General features: G+C 70.8%; 19 protein-coding genes. 13 read left to right on the top strand and 6 right to left on the bottom strand.

Translation table 11 applies throughout. From position 1 onward, the window contains the following. Positions 1 to 19 precede the first annotated feature (19 nt). The gene (locus ACIBVP_RS31365; RefSeq protein WP_396109993.1) at positions 20 to 610 is read left to right on the top strand and encodes a class I SAM-dependent methyltransferase; all 591 of its coding nucleotides are present in this window, start codon (positions 20 to 22) and stop codon (positions 608 to 610) included. On the opposite strand, the gene ACIBVP_RS31360 is transcribed toward ACIBVP_RS31365, so the two are convergent. Beyond that, positions 591 to 1,715, bottom strand: a complete 1,125-nt coding sequence (locus tag ACIBVP_RS31360) for a cytochrome P450 (RefSeq protein ID WP_396109992.1) — start codon at positions 1,713 to 1,715, stop codon at positions 591 to 593. The two genes, ACIBVP_RS31365 and ACIBVP_RS31360, sit on opposite strands and share 20 nt — an antisense overlap. A 126-nt stretch (positions 1,716 to 1,841) precedes the next feature. Between ACIBVP_RS31360 and ACIBVP_RS31355 the strand changes: the two genes are divergently transcribed. The 10 genes from ACIBVP_RS31355 to ACIBVP_RS31310 are packed head-to-tail and all read left to right on the top strand — an operon-like array spanning position 1,842 to position 12,816. Then, the gene (locus ACIBVP_RS31355) at positions 1,842 to 3,344 is read left to right on the top strand and encodes a sugar ABC transporter ATP-binding protein (RefSeq protein WP_396109991.1); all 1,503 of its coding nucleotides are present in this window, start codon (positions 1,842 to 1,844) and stop codon (positions 3,342 to 3,344) included. Beyond that, the gene (locus tag ACIBVP_RS31350; RefSeq protein WP_396109990.1) at positions 3,341 to 4,351 is read left to right on the top strand and encodes an ABC transporter permease; all 1,011 of its coding nucleotides are present in this window, start codon (positions 3,341 to 3,343) and stop codon (positions 4,349 to 4,351) included. Before ACIBVP_RS31355 ends, ACIBVP_RS31350 begins: the two co-directional genes overlap by 4 nt. After that, positions 4,344 to 5,375 (top strand): ABC transporter permease, encoded by a 1,032-nt coding sequence (locus tag ACIBVP_RS31345; protein WP_396109989.1) that lies wholly within the window; start codon positions 4,344 to 4,346, stop codon positions 5,373 to 5,375. Before ACIBVP_RS31350 ends, ACIBVP_RS31345 begins: the two co-directional genes overlap by 8 nt. Then, a complete protein-coding gene (gene rhaS / locus ACIBVP_RS31340) occupies positions 5,284 to 6,357 on the top strand; it encodes a rhamnose ABC transporter substrate-binding protein (RefSeq protein WP_396109988.1) in 1,074 nt (357 codons plus the stop codon). The genes ACIBVP_RS31345 and rhaS overlap by 92 nt, the downstream gene beginning before the upstream one ends. Further along, complete coding sequence (locus tag ACIBVP_RS31335) at positions 6,357 to 6,674, top strand: L-rhamnose mutarotase (RefSeq protein WP_396109987.1); 318 nt, start codon at positions 6,357 to 6,359, stop codon at positions 6,672 to 6,674. The genes rhaS and ACIBVP_RS31335 overlap by 1 nt, the downstream gene beginning before the upstream one ends. An 8-nt stretch (positions 6,675 to 6,682) precedes the next feature. After that, entirely contained in the window at positions 6,683 to 7,849 is a 1,167-nt protein-coding gene (rhaI, locus tag ACIBVP_RS31330; protein ID WP_396109986.1) for an L-rhamnose isomerase, read from the top strand. Position 7,850: 1 nt separating this feature from the next. Continuing rightward, a complete protein-coding gene (locus ACIBVP_RS31325; RefSeq protein WP_396109985.1) occupies positions 7,851 to 9,212 on the top strand; it encodes a BNR repeat-containing protein in 1,362 nt (453 codons plus the stop codon). 10 nt (positions 9,213 to 9,222) lie between these two features. Next, positions 9,223 to 10,626: an arabinose isomerase gene (locus tag ACIBVP_RS31320; RefSeq protein ID WP_396109984.1), complete on the top strand. Its 1,404-nt coding sequence runs from the start codon at positions 9,223 to 9,225 to the stop codon at positions 10,624 to 10,626. Positions 10,627 to 10,630: 4 nt separating this feature from the next. Then, positions 10,631 to 11,566, top strand: coding sequence for a nucleoside hydrolase (locus tag ACIBVP_RS31315; protein WP_396109983.1), 936 nt, complete (start codon positions 10,631 to 10,633; stop codon positions 11,564 to 11,566). Next, positions 11,566 to 12,816, top strand: a complete 1,251-nt coding sequence (locus tag ACIBVP_RS31310) for a lanthionine synthetase LanC family protein (RefSeq protein ID WP_396109982.1) — start codon at positions 11,566 to 11,568, stop codon at positions 12,814 to 12,816. The genes ACIBVP_RS31315 and ACIBVP_RS31310 overlap by 1 nt, the downstream gene beginning before the upstream one ends. Here the strand turns inward: ACIBVP_RS31310 and ACIBVP_RS31305 are convergent. The 5 genes from ACIBVP_RS31305 to ACIBVP_RS31285 form a co-directional block, all read right to left on the bottom strand. Beyond that, positions 12,813 to 13,106, bottom strand: a complete 294-nt coding sequence (locus ACIBVP_RS31305) for a trypsin-like peptidase domain-containing protein (protein ID WP_396109980.1) — start codon at positions 13,104 to 13,106, stop codon at positions 12,813 to 12,815. The two genes, ACIBVP_RS31310 and ACIBVP_RS31305, sit on opposite strands and share 4 nt — an antisense overlap. A 190-nt stretch (positions 13,107 to 13,296) precedes the next feature. Next, entirely contained in the window at positions 13,297 to 13,674 is a 378-nt protein-coding gene (locus tag ACIBVP_RS31300; protein ID WP_396109979.1) for a hypothetical protein, read from the bottom strand. Positions 13,675 to 13,687: 13 nt separating this feature from the next. Next, positions 13,688 to 14,197, bottom strand: coding sequence for a DUF742 domain-containing protein (locus ACIBVP_RS31295; protein WP_396109978.1), 510 nt, complete (start codon positions 14,195 to 14,197; stop codon positions 13,688 to 13,690). A gap of 20 nt (positions 14,198 to 14,217) precedes the next feature. Then, positions 14,218 to 14,640 carry a roadblock/LC7 domain-containing protein gene (locus ACIBVP_RS31290; protein WP_396109977.1) on the bottom strand — a complete coding sequence of 141 codons (423 nt, stop codon included), beginning with the start codon at positions 14,638 to 14,640 and terminating at the stop codon, positions 14,218 to 14,220. Beyond that, positions 14,637 to 16,940, bottom strand: a complete 2,304-nt coding sequence (locus ACIBVP_RS31285; RefSeq protein ID WP_396109976.1) for a nitrate- and nitrite sensing domain-containing protein — start codon at positions 16,938 to 16,940, stop codon at positions 14,637 to 14,639. The genes ACIBVP_RS31290 and ACIBVP_RS31285 overlap by 4 nt, the downstream gene beginning before the upstream one ends. 248 nt (positions 16,941 to 17,188) lie before the next feature. On the opposite strand from ACIBVP_RS31285, the gene ACIBVP_RS31280 reads away from it, so the two are divergent. Both ACIBVP_RS31280 and ACIBVP_RS31275 read left to right on the top strand, forming a co-directional pair. Beyond that, positions 17,189 to 17,614 carry a DUF485 domain-containing protein gene (locus tag ACIBVP_RS31280; protein ID WP_396109975.1) on the top strand — a complete coding sequence of 142 codons (426 nt, stop codon included), beginning with the start codon at positions 17,189 to 17,191 and terminating at the stop codon, positions 17,612 to 17,614. Continuing rightward, entirely contained in the window at positions 17,604 to 19,175 is a 1,572-nt protein-coding gene (locus tag ACIBVP_RS31275; protein ID WP_396109974.1) for a cation acetate symporter, read from the top strand. Before ACIBVP_RS31280 ends, ACIBVP_RS31275 begins: the two co-directional genes overlap by 11 nt. The last annotated feature ends 104 nt before the right edge of the window (positions 19,176 to 19,279 follow it).

Genomic DNA, 19,279 nt, shown 5'->3' with positions numbered 1-19,279 from the left:
GAAGTCGTTGGCTGTCCCCATGACGGTGAAACAGTGGATGGTCAGCCAGTTCGGTCGTCCGAGGGGGGTCGGCGGCAGGCTGTCGGGATGGGTCATGGCCCACCGCGGCTCCAACCGGCAGCGCAACCGGTGGGTCGTGTCGTTGCTGGCCGTGGGGCCGGAGGACCGGGTGCTGGAGGTCGGGTTCGGGCCGGGCGTCGCCCTCGCCGAACTGGCCCGCCGCAGCGGGCACGTCCGCGGGATCGACCACTCCGACCTGATGGTGCGGCGGGCGCGCAGGCGCCTCGGCGGGCAGGTCGACGTCACGTGCACGTCCGTGGCGCGGTTGCCGGACTTCGGGGAGCCGCTCGACGTGGTGCTCGCCGTGAACTCGATCGGGTTCTGGCCCGCGCCGGTCGAGCGGCTGCGTGAGCTGCGTGCGCGGCTCCGGCCGGGTGGGCGGATCGCGCTCGCCACCCAGCCGCGGTGCCCGGGCGTGACCACGGACGCGGCCGGTCAGCAGCTGCGCGAGCTGCTCGCGGAGGCCGGGTTCACCGACCTCCGCACGGAACTCCTCGACCTCACGCCCGCAGTCGTGTGCGTCATCGCCGTCAGTCCCAGCGCACCCTGAGCGTGTCCGGCTTGCGGAACACCAGGCCGGTCGGCGCCGTCGGTTCCGCGAGGCGCAGCCGGGGCATCCGGTCGAGCAGTGCGGTCATCGCGATCTCCGCCTCCGCCCGTGCAAGGCGGGCGCCGAGGCAGAAGTGCGGGCCGAGCGCGAAGGCCAGGTTGGTGCGGGCGTTGTCGCGGTGGATGTCGAACGTGTCCGGATCACCGAACACCGCGGGGTCGCGGTTGGCGCCCGCGATGGACACGCGCACCAGGTCGCCCTGCGCGATCTCCGCGCCCGCCAGCGTCACGTCCCTGGTCGCGTAGCGGTCGACCACCGACGCGGCCGGTTCGTGGCGCAGCGACTCCTCGATCGCGTTCGGCAGCAGGGTGCGGTCGGTGCGCACGGCGGCCAGCGCGGCCGGGTGCGACAGCAGGTGCAGCACCAGGTTCGCGATCATGCTCTCGGTCGTGTCGATGCCGCCGAACATCAGCACGGCGGCGTTCGCCACGACCTCGTCCGGGGCGAGGTCGACCCCGGTCAGCAGGGAGTCCGCGGCCGGGTCGGCGATCGTTCGGAGAACGCTCTCCCCCAGCTCGCGGAACGCCGCCGCGCCCGTCTCCGTCGGCGGCTCCCCCGCGGTCACCGCCGACACCGAGTCGACCAGCGCCGCGTACCACGCGCGGACGGCCGCCGGGTCGACGCCGGTCAGGCCCAGCGCGTCCGCCACGACCGACAGCGCGAGCGGGCCCGCGAAGTCCGCCCGCAGCTCCGCCGAGCCGCGCGGCAGCAGGTTGTCGATCAGGCGCTCTGTCGACTTGGCGACGAACGCCGAGTAACGACCCCGCACCGGCGCCGGGCGGAACGGGGGCACGAACGGGTCGCGGTGGCGCGCGTGCACCGGCCCGTCGAGGGACAGCATGCTCGGGCCGACGACCGTCGCCGTCGAGAAGCGTGGATCGTCCACGGTGAACGTCGCCGCGTCCCGCATCACCTGCTGCGCCAGCGCGTAGCCGGTCACCAGCCAGCCGTCGAGGACAGGCACCCACGCGACCGGCGACGTGGCGCGGAGCCGGGCCAGCACGGGGTGCGGATCGGTGGTCAGGTCGTCGAGCGTGACGGTCACGCGGCCGAGTCTATGCACCTGCGCGGACGACGGTTGAAACGTGTCAATTCCGGTGTCTTGACGCGCTTGCCAGCGCTCGGCTACGTTGCCTGAAACGTTTCACGAACCCGTGCAGGCGGTGAGCGCGTGACGGCAAAGGTGCCCCCGCTACTGGAGCTACGCGAAGTCCACAAGTCGTTCGCCGCGGTCCGCGCGCTGCGGGGCGTTTCCCTGGAACTGCACGCGGGCGAGGTCCACGGGCTCGCCGGCGAGAACGGGGCCGGCAAGTCCACCGTGGTGCGGGTGATCGGCGGTGAGCACCGCCCGGACGCCGGCGCGGTGCTCGTCGACGGCGAGCCCGTCGAGTTCTCTGGCCCGCGCGACGCGCAACGGCACGGGATCGCGGTGATCCACCAGGAACCGAGCCAGTTCCCGGACCTCACGGTCGCGGAGAACGTGTTCATGGGACGCCAGCCGCTGCGGTCGTTCCGGCGGATCGACCGGGCCGCGATGAACGCCAGGGCAGCGGAGTTGTTCGCGTCGCTGGGCGTGCCGATCGAACCCGGCCGCGTCACGCGCGGGCTGTCGATCGCCGACCAGCAGATCATCGAGATCGGCAAGGCGCTGTCGGCGGACGCGCGGATCATCGTGATGGACGAGCCGACCGCCGCACTGTCCACTGTGGAGGCCGACCGGCTGTTCCGGGTGGCGCGGCGGCTCGCGGAGAACGGTGCCGCGCTGCTGTTCATCTCCCACCGGCTGGAGGAGATGTACGAGATCTGTCACCGGGTGACCGTGCTGCGGGACGGGTCGCTCGTGACCAGCTCGCCCATGGCCGAGATCGACCGGGACACGCTGGTGCGCAGCATGGTCGGCCGGTCGGTCGAGCAACTGTACCCGCCGCAGGACGCGGAGGCCGGGGACGAGGCGCTGGTCGTGTCCGGTCTGACGCGGGCCGGGGTGTTCGCGGACGTGTCGTTCTCGGTGCGGCGCGGGGAGATCGTGGGGCTCGCCGGGCTGGTCGGGTCGGGCCGGTCGGAGGTCGCGCGGGCGATCTTCGGTGTCGACCCGCTGGACTCCGGGCTGGTGGCGGTGAACGGCAAGCGCTTGCCACCCGGCGATCCGAAGGCCGCGATCCGCGCCGGGGTGGCGATGGTGCCGGAGGACCGGCGTGAGCAGGGGCTGGTGCTGGACCTGTCGATCGAGCGGAACGCCACGCTGCCGCGACTCGGGGCGGTGTCGCGGTGGGGCCTGGTGAGCCGGGCGAAGGAGCGGTCGCTGGCGGAGAAGTGGGCGGATCGGCTGCGGGTGAAGCGGCGGCGGCTGGCTGACCCGGTGGCGACGTTGTCGGGCGGGAACCAGCAGAAGGTCGTGCTGGGCAAGTGGCTCGCGACCGAGCCGGACGTGCTGATCGTGGACGAGCCGACGCGCGGGATCGACATCGGCGCGAAGGTCGAGGTCCACGCGTTGCTGGCCGAGCTGGCGGCATCGGGGATCGCGGTGCTGATGATCTCCTCGGAGCTGCCGGAGGTGCTGGGCATGGCCGACCGCGTGCTGGTGATGCACGAGGGACGGCTGACCGCGGAACTGTCCAAGGAGGACGCCACGGAGGAGTCGGTGCTGCAGGCCGCGACGGGAGGCGCCGCGTGATCAAGCCTTCCGCCAGGGAGTCCGCCTTTGCCGGGCGTGAGCTGGGCATCGTCGTCGCACTCGTCGCCGTCGTCGGAGCCGCCACCATCGCCCGGCCGAGTTTCCTTTCCGGGCAGGGGATCCACGACCTCTTCCTCAACGCGTCGATCATCGGGTTGCTCGCCATCGGGCAGGCGCTGCTCGTGATCACCCGCAACATCGACCTGTCCGTCGGCTCGGTCATGGGGCTCACGGCGTACCTGTCCGGGCAGCTGTTCCTCGCCGACAAGGACCTGCCGGTCATCGTCGTCGTGCTCGCCGGGATCGGGCTCGGCGCGGTGTGCGGGGCGATCAACGGCGCGCTCGTCGCGATCGCCAAGGTGCCCGCGCTGGTGGTCACGCTCGGCACGCTGTACGTGTTCCGCGGCATCGACTACGCGTGGGCGTCCGGCACCAACACCACCCAGATCAACGCCTACCAGATGCCGCAGGGCTTCCTGGACCTCGGCAGCGGCTCGGTGCTCGGCATCCCGAACCTCACGCTGATCACGCTGGTCGTCCTCGCGATCGCCGCGTACGCGCTGCACAACTTCCGCGCGGGCCGTGAGCTGTACGCGATCGGGTCCAACCCGGACGCCGCGCGCCTGGCCGGTATCCCGACCGGGCGGCGGGTGTTCTCCGCGTTCGTCGTCTCCGGCGGGCTGGTCGGGCTCGGCGGCGTCATGCACGCCGCGTACTTCGGCACCATCAACGCCTCCGTCGGCACCGGCCGCGAGCTGGCCGTGGTCGCCGCGGTGGTGGTCGGCGGGGTCGCGATCTTCGGCGGCAGCGGGACCGTGCTCGGCGCGGTGCTCGGGGCGCTGCTGCTGACCACGATCACCAGCGCGCTGCCGATCCTCGGCGTCCCCGCGTTCTGGCAGCGGGCGGTCGACGGTGCCGCCCTGCTGGTGGCGATCTCGCTGGACCGGGCGTTCATGGTGCGCCTCGCGGAACGACTACGGGCCGAGAGGGCGGTGCGCCGTGCTTGACAGGCTCCTGCGCTGGGAGAGCGTTCTCCTCCTGCTGTGCGTCGGGGTGTTCGCCTTCGGTTCGGCGAGTGACGGGTTCGCCGAGCAGGGCAACATCAGCTTCCTGCTGCTGGACTACAGCGAGGTCGCGCTGCTGGCGTTCGCGTTGCTGCCGATCGTGCTGACCGGCGAGATCGACCTGTCGGTGGCGTCGACGCTCGGGTTCTGCTCCGCGCTCACGGGCACGCTGTGGGACGCGGGCATGTCGTTCGAGACGATCGTGCCACTGGTGGTCCTCGCCGGGGTGGCACTCGGGTCGGTCAACGCGGTGCTGGTGGTGCGGTTCGGGTTGCCGTCGCTCGCGGTCACGATCGGCACGCTCGGGCTGTACCGCGGCCTGGCGTACGTGCTGCTCGGCGACCGCGCGGTGACCGGGTTCCCGGAGAACTACCGCCCGTTCGCGACCGACTCGATCCCCGGCACGTTCCTGCCGTACGCGACGGTGCTGGTGCTGTTCGTCGGCGCCGTGATCGCCGTGCTCGTCCACAAGACGACCGTCGGGCGGTCGCTGTACGCGATCGGGCTCGGCAAGGAGACCGCGCGGTTCTCCGGCATCCGCGTGGACCGCGTCAAGTTCGCGCTGTACCTGCTGTCGGGCGGGCTGGCGGCGGTCGCGTCGCTGATCTACACGCTCCGCTACAACAGCGCCCGCGCCGACAACGCGAACGGCATGGAGCTGGTCGCCGTCGCCGCGGTACTGCTCGGCGGGGTGTCGATCTTCGGCGGCCGCGGCACGGTGCTCGGGGTCGCGACCGCGCTGCTGGCCATGGCGGGCCTGCGCAACGTGTTGTTCCTCGACGATGTCAGCAACGAGATCCAGAACGTCATCACGGGACTGCTACTGATCCTCTCCGTGCTCGTCCCGGTCGTGTTCAAACCGAGGAGGACCAAAGATGCTCCGCTCGAACCGTCTGTTGTGGACGCTGAGCGCCGGCCTGGCGCTGACGCTGGTGGCGAGCTGCGGCGGGACCACCAAGGGGTCTGACGCCGCCGCGGGCGATGGCGGCGACGCGACCGCGAAGGAGGCCGACCCGAACGCCCCGATCAAGGAGGGCCTGGAGATCACCTTCCTGCCGAAGGAGATCGACAACCCGTACGAGGTGCTGGTCGACGAGGGCGGCATCGACGCGGTCGCGGAGCTGAAGGGCACGGGCAAGGAGGTCGGCCCGTCCGACGCGTCCGCGTCGTCGCAGGTGACCTACATCAACACGCTCATCCAGCAGAAGGCGGACGCGATCGTCATCGCGGCGAACGACCCGAACGCGGTCGCGCCCGCGCTGAAGGACGCGATGAGCAAGGGCATCGCGGTGGTGACGTACGACTCCGACGCGGCACCCGACGCGCGGCAGATCTTCGTCAACCAGGCCGACTCCGAGGAGATCGGGCGGTCGCAGGTGAAGCTGATGTCCGACCAGATCGGCGGGAAGGGAAAGATCGCGATCCTGTCGGCGACCCCGAACGCGACGAACCAGAACACCTGGATCGAGTTCATGAAGGACGAGCTGACCAAGCCCGAGTACAAGGACATCGAGCTGGTCAAGATCGCCTACGGGGACGACGACGACCAGAAGTCGTTCCAGGAGGCGCAGGGGCTGCTGCAGTCCATTCCGGACCTGAAGGGGATCATCTCGCCGACCACGGTCGGGATCTCGGCGGCCGCGCGGTACCTGTCCTCGTCGCCGTACAAGGGCAAGGTCAAGCTGACCGGGCTCGGGACGCCGAACCAGATGCGGCAGTTCGTCAAGGACGGCACGGTCACCGAGTTCGCGCTGTGGAACCCGGTGGAGCTGGGGTACCTGGCCGGGTACGCGGCGGCGGCGCTCGCGTCCGGGCAGATCAGCGGTGCCGAGGGTGAGACGTTGAAGGCGGGCAAGCTCGGTGAGCGGACGATCGGGAAGAACGGGGAGATCATCCTCGGTCCGCCGACCAACTTCAACGCCGACAACATCGACGACTTCGACTTCTGATGCGGCGGGTGTGCTTCCTGCTCAAGGTTCGGGCCGACCGGATCGAGGAGTACACGCGGCGGCACGCCGAGGTGTGGCCGGACATGCTGGCGGCGCTGCGCGAGACCGGCTGGCGGAACTACTCGCTGTTCCTCCGCCCGGACGGGTTGCTCGTCGGCTACTTCGAGACCGACGACCTCGACGCGGCGCTCGCCGGGATGGCGGCGCGCGAGGTGAACACACGGTGGCAGACCGAGATGGCGCCGTTCTTCGAAGGGCTCGACGGGGCGCCCGACGAAGGCATCACGCCGCTCACCGAGGTCTTCCACCTCGACTAGGAGAACCGATGATCGACCAGTCAGCCGTCAAGGCGGCGCTGTCCGCCCAGCACATCGAGACCCCATCGTGGGCGTACGGCAACTCCGGCACCCGCTTCAAGGTGTTCGCGCAGGAGGCGGTGCCGCGCAACGCCTACGAGAAGGTCGACGACGCCGCCACCGTGCACCGGTTCACGGGTGTCGCACCGACCGTCGCGTTGCACATTCCCTGGGACCGGGTCGACGACTACGGCGACCTGGCCCGCCACGCCAGGGAACGCGGCGTCGGGCTGGGGGCGATCAACCCGAACGTGTTCCAGGAGGACGACTACCGGCTCGGGAGCGTCTGCAACCCGGACGAGACGGTCCGGCGCAAGGCGCTCGACCACCTCCTGGAATGCGTCGAGATCATGAACGTGACCGGGTCGCGGGACCTGTCGCTGTGGTTCGCCGACGGCACGAACTACCCCGGCCAGGACTCGGTCCGCGCACGGCAGGAGCGGCTGTCCGAGGCCCTGCACGCCGTCGGCGAACGACTGTCGGGTGACCAGCGGATGCTGCTGGAGTACAAGCTGTTCGAGCCCGCGTTCTACACGATGGACGTGCCGGACTGGGGCACCAGCTACGCGCACTGCGTCGACCTCGGCGAGCGCGCCAAGGTGCTCGTCGACACCGGGCACCACGCCCCCGGCACGAACATCGAGTTCATCGTCGCGTTCCTGTTGCACCGGGAGAAGCTGGGCGGGTTCCACTTCAACTCGCGGTTCTACGCCGACGACGACCTGATGGTGGGCGCCGCCGACCCCTACCAGCTGTTCCGGATCATGGTGGAGATCGTGCTCGGCGGCGGGCTGGACGCGAGCGCCGGTGTCGCGTTCATGCTCGACCAGTGCCACAACATCGAGCCGAAGATCCCCGCGCTGATCCGGTCGGTCCTCAACGTCCAGGAGGCGACGGCGAAGGCGCTGCTGGTCGACCAGGACGCGCTCCGCGCCGCGCAGCAGAACGGGGACGTCCTCGCGGCCAACGCGGCGCTGACCGACGCGTTCGCCACCGACGTGCGGCCGCTGCTCGCCGAGCTGCGGGAGGACATGGGCATCGACCCGGACCCGATCGCCGCCTACCAGCGGTCAGGTCACTTCGAGAAGCTCCGTGACGAACGCAGGGACGGCGCCGCCGCCGGATGGGGAGCATGAGATGAGACGACTGGGTGTCCTGCTCGCGACCCTGCTGCTCGCGGGGTCCACTGTGGTTGCCGCTGAACCGTTGGCCGGTCCCGCGGTGCGTTTCCTGCGGGACACCCAGCTCGACCCGGCCGCGCTGTACTTCGTCTCGTACGACGGGCTGGTCAACAACGAGTCGTTCGCGCAGGACGCGATCCGCACCTACGGCGCGTTCCAGTACGCCGCCTGGTACACGGCCGACCGCGGTGCGGTGGTGGCGCGCCGCAAGACCGGCACGACCACGTGGCAGAAGGTCGTGCTCCCCCACAAGCTGTCGGCCAACGACTCGCACAACGTGATCTCGCTGGGGATCTCGCCGCGCGACGGCCGCCTGCACGTCGCGATGGACACCCACAACACGCGGGTGTTCTACGTGAAGTCGAACGCGGGTGTCGTCGATCGTCCACAGTGGTCCGCCGCCGACTTCGGTCCCGTGCAACGCACCCTGGACGGTGTCGACCTCGGCGGCATCACGTACCCGCGGTTCGTGGTCACGCCCGAGAAGAACCTCCAGCTGAGCTACCGCACCGGCGGCTCCGGCAACGGCACCCTCGAACTGGCCGAGTACGACGGCACCTGGCGCAAGCTCGGCAGGTGGACCTCGGCGACCGGCAGCTACACCGGGCCCAACGGCGTCGTCAGCACCACCCGAAACATGTACCTGCACGGCCTCACCTACGGGCCGAACGGACGTCTGCACGCGGCGTTCACGTGGCGCGAGGGCAACGCCGGAGTCCTGTGCGCGCCGGGCGGCCTCACCAACCACGACACCGGCTACGTCTACAGCGACGACCGCGGCCGCACCTGGCACCGCGACGACGGCACCCAGGTCACCACACCCGTCGCGGTCGACCAGAGCCTGGTCGTCGATCCTCTCGACCCCGACCACGGCCTGATGAACCAGGAAAGCCAGGCCGTCGACTCGACCGGCACCCCGCACGTGGTCATCAGCTACGTGCCCGGCCGGTTCACCCAGTGCGTCACCAGCTACGCCGCCGACCGCACCCGCTGGGCCCGCACGTTCCACCTGACCAAGAAGAACGGCACCTGGACCAAGATGGAGGTCCCGGTTCCGCCGAACGCCACCGGCCGCACCCGGATCGTGTTCGACCGGGACGACAACGCCTACCTCGTCATGCCCTACGGCCGGATCGTGGCCGCGTCCAAGGCGAGCGGCTGGACGGACTGGACCGTGCTGTTCGACCGGCCGGGCATGAACGTCTTCGGCGAGGTGAACGTCGACCTCGCCGGTGGCGTGCTTTCCGTGCTGTACCAACAACGTTCGACCGGCACCACGCCGTCGCCGATCCGTGTCGCCGACTTCCGGATCGGCTGAGGAGGTAACCATGACCGACAGGCGCCCCAGGATCGGCCTGATCGCCGGTGGGCTCGGCGCGTACTGGCCGCAGTTCCCGGATCTCCTGCCGACGCTGCAGGAGTCGTCGCGGTACGTCAGCGAGCGGATCGCCGGCTACGACGCCGAGATCGTCGACGTCGGGTTCATCTCCGACGCGCAGGAAGGCGCGAAGGCCGCCGAGAAGCTCCGTGAGGCGGGCTGTGACCTGATCGTCGGGTTCCTCACCACGTACCTGACCGCGACCATGCTGATGCCGGTGGCACAACGCAGTGGCGCGCCGGTGCTGCTGATCAACCTGCAGCCGACCGAGTCGATCGACCACGCCACGTTCGACACCGGGCAGTGGCTCGCGTACTGCGGCGCGTGCCCGCTGCCGGAGATGGCGAACGCGTTCACCCGCGCGGGCGTCGAGTTCCGCAGCGTGTCGGGGTACCTGCGCGACGAGCGGGCCTGGGCGCGGATCGGCGCGTGGATCAGGGCGGCGAGCGTGCGCAAGGTGCTGCGGCACGGCAGGCACGGGCTGATGGGCCACCTGTACCCGGGCATGTACGACGTGTCGACCGACCTCGCGATGGTGAACGCGCACTTCGGCGGGCACGTGGAGGTGCTGGAGTTCGACGACCTGCGAGTGCGGGTCGACGCGGTCACGGAGTCCGAAGTGGACGCTCGGGTGGCGGAGGCGCGGTCGGTGTTCGAGGTGACCGAGTCGGTCGACGACGAGGACTTCGCGTGGGGCGCCAAGGTGTCCGTCGGGTTGGACCGGCTGGTCGCCGACTTCGACCTCGACAGCCTCGCCTACTACCACCGCGGCCTGAACGGCGAGCAGCACGAGCGCCTGGGCGCGGGCATGATCCTCGGCGCGAGCCTGCTGACCGCACGCGGCGTCCCGGCCGCCGGTGAGTACGAGCTGCGCACGAGCCTCGCCATGCTGGTCATGGACGTGCTCGGCGCGGGCGGGTCGTTCACCGAGTTCCAGGCGCTGGACTTCACGCGCGGACACGTGGAGATGGGCCACGACGGACCGGCGCACCTGGCGATCTCGGCGAAGAAACCGCTCCTGCGTGGCCTGGGTGTGTTCCACGGCAAGCGCGGCTGGGGCGTGTCGGTCGAGTTCGACGTGGCCACCGGCCCGGTGACGCTGCTGGGCGTCGGCCAGACCCGCGACGGCCGGTACACGCTGGTCGCCGCCGAGGGCACGGTCGCGGACGGGCCGCACATGCGGATCGGCAACACCACCAGCCGCGTCGACTTCGGGCGAGACCCCGGCGAATGGACCGACGACTGGTCCGCGAGCGGCGTCGGGCACCACTGGGCGCTCGGCACCGGCCACCGGCTGGCGGAACTGAAGGCCGTCGCGAGCCTCCTCGGAGTGGAGCTGATCACGGTAACGTGAGGCCGTGACGCGCCTCATCATCGACACCGACCCCGGCATCGACGACGCGATGGCGTTGTTCGCCGCACTCGCCTCGCCGGAGCTGGACGTGGTCGGGCTGACGACCGTGTTCGGCAACGTGACGGTCGAGACCGCCACCCGCAACGCGCTGACGTTGCTGGACGTCGCGGGTCGCGCCGACATCCCGGTCGCGCCCGGTGCCGCGGCGCCGGTCGCGATGGACTACCGGGGCGCGATCCCCCAGATCCACGGCGAGGACGGGCTGGGCGACGGCGGCGAACTGGTGGCACCGTCCCGCGCGGCACTGGACATCACAGCCGCCGAGTTCCTGTGCCGGGAGGCGCCGGGCGCGACGTTGCTGGCGATCGGCCCGCTCACCAACCTCGCGCTGGCGCTGCGGCTGCGGCCCGACCTCGACACGCTCGTCGAGCAGGTCGTGGTCATGGGCGGCAACGCGCTCGGCCCCGGCAACGCGACGCCCGCCGCCGAGGCGAACATGTGGAACGACCCCGAGGCGGCGGACGTGGTGTTCGGCGCGCGGTGGCCGGTGACGATGGTCGGCCTGGACGTGACGCACGAGGTGGTGCTGCCCGGCGCCGGCATCGACGAGCTGACCAGGCGGGACACGGCGACCGCGCGGATGCTCGCGCAGGCGGTGCCGCTGTACCGCGACTTCCTGGCCGAGGTCAACGGCCTGGACGGCATCTACCTGCACGACCCCAGCGCGGTCGCGTACCTGCTCGACCCGGGCCTGTTCCGCACCGAACGGTGGCCGGTGCGCGTGGAGACACAGGGCATCAGCCGCGGCAAGACGTGGCCGAGCCTCGGCAACACCGACGACGCGGCGCCCGCGGCGTGGCAGGGGCGGCCGCCCGTGAACGTGTGCGTCGGCGTCGACGCGCCCGCGGTGCTCGACCTGCTCAGGGCGCGGCTTTCCTGATGCCGTACCGGGACGTCGCCGACGCGGCGTGGCGGTGGGTGCTCACGCAGGTGCGGTGGGACGGCGACGAGGTGTCGATCCCCGAGTCGCCGGGCATGCCGGTGGACCCGTCGTACCGGGACGGCATGCACTCCGGGGTCGGCGGGCTCGCCCACGCACTGGCGGAGATCCGCCTGTCCCGGCCGTGGACCGCGGAAGAGGAACGGCTGGCTTCCGCCATCGCGGCACAGGTGAGCGCCGGAGTGCCCCATGCGGTGGACTACAACTACTTCGACGGGCTGGTCAGTGCGATCGGGGTGCTGACGACGCTGGGCGCGGACCCGGCACCCGCGGTGTCACGACTTGCCGACCTGGCGACCCCGGACGGCTGGCCGCAGACGGGGTTCGACCCACCGGCGTTCCTTCCCGGCGTCCGGGTGAACGACCTGGTGCTGGGCACGGCCGGGATTGTGCTGGCCGCGGTGTGGACCGAGTCCCGTGCGCTGGCGACGCGGGCGGCGGACCTGCTGCTGGCGGAGGCGGAGGAGGTGCCGACCGGGCTCGACTGGGCGTTCGTCCCGCGGCGGTTCCGCACCGACGAGATGGTGTGGTTGCCGAACTTCTCGCACGGCGTGGCCGGGATCGCGACGGCGCTGGCGGTGGCGGGCATCCGCTTCGACCGCCCGGACCTGGTGACGGCGGCGACGCGGGGCGCGGAGCACCTGCTGTCACTCGGCGACGGGTACACCGTGCCGCAACGCATCCCGGTGGGTGAGGAGCCGGTCGCTCATGGGTGGTGCCATGGCGGGTCGGGAACGTCCCTGTTGTACGTGGCACTGGCGCGGGCCGGAGTGGTTTCTGTCGCGGGCGAACCGCCGATGACGTGGCACCGGCGCGCACTGGAAGGAGTGCGGACGTCGGGTCTGCCGGAGCGGCTGCGGCCCGGCTTCTGGGACAACGACGGCCGGTGCTGCGGCACGGCCGGGGTCGGGGACGTGTTCCTGGACTCGTGGTGCCGCGGCGGCGAGGCGGCGGACCTGGAGTTCGCGGTTCGGCTGGCGGACGCGCTGGTGGCGCGGGCCGTCGTCGACGGGCCGCACGCGTACTGGCGGTTCGTCGAGCACCGCAACGACGACCCGCTGCTGCCCCCGGGTATCGGCTGGATGCAGGGCGCGGCCGGGATCGCGGCGTACCTGTTCCGCGTCGGCCGGGCACTGCGCGGCTCGACGGAACCGGTGCCCCGCATGGACAACTGGTGGGCCGTGTCCTAGCCGATGATCCGCGTGGCCGCCTCGGCGAACCCGAGCCCGCGCGCCCCGTCCGGGACGACCGTGTTCAGCCCGACGACCGCGCTCGTGCCGTCGACCAGCGGGCCACCCGCGTTGCCCGCGTCGATCGTGACGTCGGTCTGCAGCACGGGAAGCGTGACGCCACCGACCCGCACGTCACGACCGACCGCGCTGACGATGCCGGTGACACCGCCGCTCGGTGCACCGACCGCGACAACCGCCTCGCCGACGGTGGCCGGACCGCCGAGCGTGAGCGGCGGCGGTGCCGTCAAGCAGGGTCACGGTGCGCGCGGACGCACCGGCGATGGTCGTCAGTACGTGGCCGTCGGAGTCGAACACGAATTCGGACGCGCCGTCCACCGCGACGACGGCCGGGCCGCCACCAGCACGAGGCGGATCGTCAGCCCGACCGCGAACAACACGAAGCCGCCGATCGCCCACCACCCCCGGCGCGCGGCGCGTTCATCGGGCCGCGCGGGCCAGCACGCGGTCGCGGAGCAGTTCGTACTCCGCGCGGCAGCGCTTCGGCGGGCCGGGCGGGCGCTCGACCACCCGCGCGCCCACGATCTCCTCGTCCGGGCGGAACTGGTCACGGGTGAGGTCGACCTCCAGCCCGGTGCCGAAGCGGTTCCACCAGTGGACGCCGGTCCGCTCCCCCGCGACCAGGACCTCCCCCAACACCAGGTCGCCGCCGAACAGGTCGTGCAGCACCAACGCGGTCACCCCGCACTGCCCGCGGGCGGGGTTGCCGGGGTGCCAGTCCGCGCGGTCGTCCGGGTCGCAGGTGTCGACGTCCCAGCTCGCGCGAAAAGCACGTTCGACGTCGGTGAGGGTCCACATGCCGACCATGGTGTCAGCTGCGCAGGTTCGCCAGCCCACGCAGCACCCGCTGCATCAGCTCCATGTCCGGCCGGTCGTCCGGCGTGGTCTGGTTGTGGTGCACGGTGACCAGGCCGAGGCCCGCCATGTCGTCGAGGAGCACCCGCACCACACCGATCGGCAGCCGCAGAAGCGCGCCGATCTCCGCGACCGACCTGGTCTGCCCGCACAGGCGGGCCACCGCCTGGTGCTCGCTGCGCAGGGTGTGGAACAGCTCCTCGGCACGCGGCGCGGTCACGATGAGCGTCTCGATCTCCAGCCTGCCGCTCGACCTGGTCCGGCCAGCGGTCCACGCGTAGGCACGCACGCTCGCGGCGTTCTCCTCGGCGGGCGTGGCCTCCTCGGCGGGCTCCTCCGGTGGCGGCGAGGAGTGCCGTGGCCCGGGATCCGGGGCGCGCGCACGTTTGCGCGGCCGGGCGGCGCCCATCGTCAGCCCGTTGAGCACGTCGGCGAACGTCGTCTCGTTTCTGTCGTCGTTGCTCATGACGTTGCTCTCGCTGGGTGTCAGCCCGCGGCAAGCGCGGCCCGCAACTGCGGGGTGAGGATCTGGCCGACCTGGTCGACGAGCACGGTCATCTCGTAGGCCACCTGGGCGATGTCGCAATCGCGAACGGCGAGCACCGCGAGGCACGAGCCGTCCCGGATCGACGTGAGCAGCAGGGCGCCCGCGTCCATCTCCACGACGGCACGCACCACCGACTCCGCGCCGAGCACCTTCGCCGCACCGAGGTTGAGGCTGACGATGCCGGCCGCGATCGCCGCCATCTGCTCGGCGCGTTCCGTCGGCAGGTGGGCGGACGCGGTGAGCAGCAGCCCGTCGACCGACACCACCACCGCGTGCGCGACACCGGGCGTGTTGTCGACGAAGTTGTTGACCAGCCACCCGAACTGCCCCATCTGCTGCCGGTCGGCGTGCGACGCGGTCATGACTCCGTCTCCCCTCTACGGACACCCGACTGGAACCCACTCAGGAAGCCGCGTGCCCGTGCGGCGTCGCGTTTCGCGCCGGTGGACGGCTGCGGCCGCACCGGCGGCGCGAGCAGCTGCCCCTTCGGCACCCGCTTGGGCAGGCCGTCCGGTCCCGCCTCCGCCGCGGCCGTCTCCGGTGCCGCGACGATCTGCGGGGTGCCGCCGGGCGGCGTGTTCAACCACCCGAACCCGGTGCCGCTGATGGTCGTCGGCGTGCTCGCCGCGAACAGGATCGACGCGGGCGTCGTCGCCCGCGGCAGCTCCGGCAGCCGCACGGAGATCCCCGCGGACTCGAGCCTGCCCGCCACGTCGTCCGGCGCCACCGTCGCCGGCGCCGACGCCGACACCAGCGCGGGCTCCGCGGGCCCCACCAGCGCGGCCGGGACCAGCACCGACGCGCACAGCCCGCCCTCGGGGCGCGGGGACAGCCGCACCCGGACGTCGTGCCGTGCGGTCAGCCTGCCGACCACGAACAGGCCCATCTGGCGCGAGATCGGCACGTCCACCCCGCCCCCGCCCGCCACGCGGTGGTTGGCCTCGCGCAGTTCCGTCTCGCCCATGCCGACGCCGTCGTCGAGCACGTCGACCATCACCGAGCCGTCCCCGCGCAGCCTGCTCTCGATGCCCACCACGGAGTCCGGTGGGGAGAACGCGGTGGCGTTCTCGACCAGCTCGGACACCGAGCGGATCAGGTCGCCCGCCGCGTAGCCGACGACACGGACGTCCGGCGCGGACCGCACGATCGCCCGTTCGTAGTGCTCCACCTCGGAGATCGCGGCCCTCAGCACATCGGGCAGCGGCATGGGCTCGGTGAACCGCCGCAGCATGCCGGTGCCCGACAGCACCATCAGGTTCTCGTTGTTGCGGCGCATCCGGGTGGCCAGGTGGTCGATCCGGAACAGGTTCGCCAGCTGGTCGGGGTCGTCGGTCTTCTGCTCCAGCTGCTCCATCAACCGCAGCTGCCGCTCCACCAGGCCCTGGCTGCGGCGGGAGAGGTTGGTGAAGATGTTGGCGAGGTTGCTGCGCAGCGCGGCCTCCTCCGCGGCCGACCGCACCGCCTGGTCCTGCACCGCGTCGAACGCACGCGCGAGCTGACCGAACTCCTCGGTGGTGTGCAAGGGAACCGGCTCGACCGCGACGGCGTCGCCCGCGCGGATGCTTGTCACGGCGGCGGGCAGCCGTTCGTTCGCCACGGCGAGCGCGGAGCGGCGCAGCACCGTGAACGAACGCACCAGGTAGCGGCCGAGGCCACCACCGACGCCCGCGGCGAGCAGCACCATCGCCAGCAGCAGCACCGACTCCAGGCCCGCGCGGTCGCTGACGCTTTCGGCGAGGTCGTCGGCCGCGGAGCGCAGGTCCCCCGCCGCGAGCTGCGTGACCTCGCTGAGCTGGCCGATCGTGGTGTCGGAGACGGCGTTCCACTCGGCGGCCGTGAACCGCGCCTGCGCCGGGCCCATCGTGCGCGCGGCGTCCACCATCTGCTGGCGTGCGGTCACGTCCTGGCCGGTCACGGTCGTGTCGTAGCGCTCGCGCAGTTTCGGCGGGGCGACCGAGCGGAAGTCGCCGAGCTGGTCGTCGAGCCGGACACCGGCCTCGACCATCATCTGCCGTGCCGTGCCGGAGAGCTGGTCGTCGCGCAGCGCGAGGCTGCCGATCGCCTGTTGCAGCGAAACCTGTTCGCGCACCGACTGCAGCTCGCCGAGCGCGATCGACGTGTCGGTCAGGTCCTCGTCGGGGAAGCGGCCGACGAGCGACCGGTCGAACTCGAGCACCGCCTTGGTCACCGCGTTGTAGCCGTTGAGGACGACCAGCCCGGCACCGTCCGCCGCGCGCTGCCCGCGCGCGGCGATCAGCGAGCTGAGCGCGCCGACCAGGTCGCGGTAGTCCGACGAGGCGCCGACTCGTTGCTGGTCACCGGAGGTGTCACCGATGACCTCGGTGACGTCCTTGATCGCCGCGTCGGTCGCCGCCGTCGCCTCGGTGAACCGCGTCCCGTCGCCGACGGCCTCGTTCCGCTCGTGCTGGAGCGCGGACAGCACACGCACGAGTTGCACCCGCACCTCGGCGACCCGCTCGATGCTGGCGTAGGACTCGGCCAGTTCGACGTCCGCGCGCACGCGCAGGACACCGAGCACGAGCGCGCCGACCACGGGCACGACGAGGACCACGCCGAGCTTGACGAGCAGCGGCCAGTTGCGCCACTGAACGGCAGCCGACCACCACGTCGCGCCGGCCGGCTTCTCGTGGGGCGGGTTCACGCGATGCACCTCTCCCCCAGGGGGTCACAGTTCACGGGCACGCCCCGTACCCCGACAAGGCACAAGCCAACTTAGGTAAAACGTCACATATTGTTCAAGCACCGAATACGCCACCGCGCGAACACACTGCGTTGCTGAACGCCGATCAGTTTTCTGATTGCCGCTTGTTTCGGTTACTTTCGAACATCGACCCTTGACCTGATGGTTACGCTTTCGAACACCCGCCCGGTCGCGAAAGGGATTCCCACATGACTCACGCATCGTCCTACACGCGTGTGCCGGATCCGGGCGAATATGTGGCATTTGAGCCGTTCGACAACGATTTCCCGGCCGACTCACCTTCTGTCACACCCGACGGCCCGCCGGACTTCGCGGCCATTCGCGCGCACCCCGACTTCGTGCACGTCCGGCGCAGGCTCACCCGGTTCGTCTTCCCGGCGAGCGCCCTGTTCCTCGCCTGGTACCTGACGTACGTCCTGCTGGCGGCGTACGCGCCCGGGTTCATGGCACACCGGGTCACGGGCAGCGTCACGGTCGGCCTGCTGCTCGGGCTGTCCCAGTTCGTCACCACCGTGGCCATCATGCTCGCCTACGCGCGGTTCACCAGGAAAAACATCGACCCGAAGATCGCGGCGCTGCGTCACGCGGCAGGAGAAAGACACCATGAGCGGTGACGGCGCGCTGAACATCAGCATATTCCTGATCATCGTCGCGGTGACCCTCTACGTGGTGTACCGGGTGAGCAGCAGAAACACCACGACCGCCGACTACTACGCGGCGGGCGGCGCGTTCACGGGCGTGCAGAACGGGGTGGCGCTGTCCGGTGACTACCTTTCCGCCGCGTCGTTTCTCGGGGTCGCGGGCGCCATCGCCGTGCACGGTTACGACGGCTTTCTCTATTCGATCGGCTTTCTCGTCGCATGGCTGATCCCGCTGCTGTTGATCGCGGAACGGTTCCGCAACGTCGGCCGGTTCACCATGGGCGACGTGGTCAGCTTCCGCATGCGCCAGCGCCCGGTGCGTGCAGCCGCCGCCAACGCGACGCTCGTGATCTCCGCGTTCTACCTGCTCGCGCAGATGGCGGGCGCGGGCGTGCTCGTGTCACTGCTGCTGGACGTGCACTCCAGCGGCGGCCAGGCACTGGTGATCACCGGCGTCGGCGCGATCATGATCTTCTACGTGCTGGTCGGCGGCATGAAGGGCACCACGTGGGTGCAGATCATCAAGGCCGGGCTGCTGTTGTTCTGCGTGCTGATGCTGACGGTGTTCCTGCTCGGCAAGTTCGGCTACAGCCTCACGAACCTGCTCGACCGGGCCGCGCGGAACAACTCGCTCGGCGACGCGGTGACGCGCCCCGGCGCGCAGTACGGGGCGACGGAGACGTCCAAGCTCGACTTCGTCTCGCTGTCGATCGCGCTGGTGCTGGGCGCGGGCGCGCTGCCGCACGTGCTGATGCGGTTCTACACGGTGCCGAACGCGTACCAGGCACGCCGCTCCGTCCTGTCCGCGACGTGGGCGATGGTGCTGTTCTACCTGTGCACGTTGATCATCGGCTACGGCGCGAGCGCGATCGTCGGGTCGCGCGACATCCTTTCCGCGCCGGGCAAGGAGAACTCGGCGGTACCGCTGCTGGCGTTCGAGATCGGCGGGCCCGTGCTGCTCGCGATCGTCGCCGCGGTCGCGTTCACCACGATCCTCGCGGTCGTCGCGGGGTTGACGCTGACCGCGTCCGCGTCGTTCGCGCACGACGTGTACGCCAACATGATCAAGCACGGCCGCCCGGAGCCGGGCGCGGAGGTGCGGGTCGCCCGGATCACCGCGGTCGTCATCGGCTGCCTGTCGATCGTCGGCGGCTACCTCGCCATCGGGCAGAACGTGGCCGCGCTGGTGGCACTGGCGTTCGCGATCGCCGCGTCCGCGAACCTGCCGACGATCCTCTACACGCTGTTCTGGCGCCGCTTCAACACGACCGGCTCGCTGTTCTCCATCTACGGCGGCCTCGGCTCGTGCCTGCTGCTGATCGTGTTCTCCCCGGTCTTCTCCGGCGGCCCGAACTCGATCATCAAGAACGCGGACTTCCACCTCTTCCCCCTGAGCAACCCGGGCCTAGTGTCGATCCCACTGTCGTTCCTGCTCGGCTACGTAGGCACGGTACTCAGCAAAGACCGCCCCGACCCCACCCGCTCCGACGAACTGGAAGTCCGCTCAATAACAGGCATAACCCCCAAAATCTAACCCCGCGAGTCGCGCGCACAAACACCGCGAGTCGCGCGCCCAGGCATACCGAGTTGTGGGGTTTTTGCGGAGGTCCCCCTGGGGGGGGCCCGGCACCAAAACAA

Source organism: Actinophytocola sp. NPDC049390, assembly GCF_044466355.1.
Classification (GTDB): domain Bacteria; phylum Actinomycetota; class Actinomycetes; order Mycobacteriales; family Pseudonocardiaceae; genus Actinophytocola.
This window is presented reverse-complemented; position numbering and strand designations above follow the sequence as displayed.